The organism is Streptomyces sp. NRRL S-118 (genome assembly GCF_000716335.1).
Lineage (GTDB): Bacteria > Actinomycetota > Actinomycetes > Streptomycetales > Streptomycetaceae > Streptomyces.
On the sequence record NZ_JOBL01000342.1, the window covers coordinates 1 to 1,406 of the forward strand.

At 73.9% G+C, this 1,406-nt stretch carries 1 protein-coding gene; it reads right to left on the reverse strand.

Translation table 11 applies throughout. The features are described from left to right. On the reverse strand, positions 1-1,406 hold a 1,406-nt coding region (locus tag IH00_RS0103300), incomplete at both ends, for a polyketide synthase dehydratase domain-containing protein (RefSeq protein WP_031069335.1).

Genomic DNA, 1,406 nt, shown 5'->3' on the forward strand with positions numbered 1-1,406 from the left:
CCGGCGGACGCCCGGGACAGCCGCGGCGCCAGCACCCGACCCCCACGCACCGCCACCTGCGGCTCGTCCAGGTCCGGCAATCCGCCCCACTGCAGCCCCTCGGCCACGGCATCGGTGTCGAGGTCGACCAGCAGGAAGCGACCGGGGTGCTCCGACTGCGCACTGCGCAGCAGACCCCACACGGCGGCCTGCGCGGCGTCGGGAGCCTCGCCGTCGACGGCGACTGCGCGCCGGGTCACCACTGCCAGCCTCGCCCCGCCCAGCCGCTCACCGGCCAGCCACCGCTGCACCAGGGCCAGCGCCTCGACCGCGGCCGCAGTGGCCTCCGGGGCCTCGACGGCCGCGAGCACCAGCTCGGGCGCCTGGGCGCCGTTCGCCACGGCCTGCTCCAGCGCGGACAGGTCCTCGTACTGCTCCCCCTCGGCGGAGAGCCCCCCGAGCACGGCCACTCCGGCGGACCTGCCGGTACCGACCGGGACCGGGATCCAGTCCAGCTGGTACAGGGAACCCTGCGTCTCGGCGGCACGCTTCAGCTGGGCCCGGTCGACCGGGCGGAAGACCAGCTTCTCCATGCTGAGCACCGGCTCGTCGTACTCGTCGACGATGTCGATGCGGAACGCGGCCTCGCCCGCCGGCGTGAGTCGGGCACGGGCCCGCGACACACCGGTCCGGCCGATCCGAACGCCGTTCCACGAGAACGGCATGACCAGCGTGTCGTCCGGCTTCTCACCGAACAGCGAGCTCTGCACCGCGGAGTCGAAGAGTCCCGGGTGGATGCCGAAGGCGCCGGCGTCGGCGTCGTCCGGCAGCGCCAGCTCGACGTAGACGCCGTCCTCGGCCTGCCACGCCTCCACCACGCCCTGGAACAGGGCGCCGTAGTCGTAGCCGATGTCGGCCATGCGCGTGTAGAGCGCCTCGGCCGAGAGCGCCTCGGCATCCTGCGGCGGCCATTCGGCGTCCCACGCGGGGAGGGCCTCGGCCTCCGCCCCCAGCCAGCCGCGGCCGTGGCAGGTCGCCTCGTACCGCTCCTCCGCGTCACCTTCCTCGGGCCGCGAGAAGATGACGAACTCACGGCGCCCGTCCTCGTCGGCATGACCGACGACGATCTGCACCTGCCGCGCCGCCGTCTCGTCCAGCACCAGCGGCGCCTCGATGACCAGCTCGTCGAGCACGGGGCAGCCGACCTCGCGGCCGGCGGTGAGGCTCATCTCGACCAGCGCCACGCCCGGTACGACGACCGTGCCGGCGACGACGTGGTCACGCGTCCAGGGCTGGTGCGTGGTGGAGATCCGGCCGGTGAACAGCCACTCGTCCCGGTCACCGACGAGTGCCCGGCCGGCCAGTACGGGGTGCTCGACGGCGATGAGCCCCGCGGCCGAAACATCACCCGGCGCGGTACCGAGCGT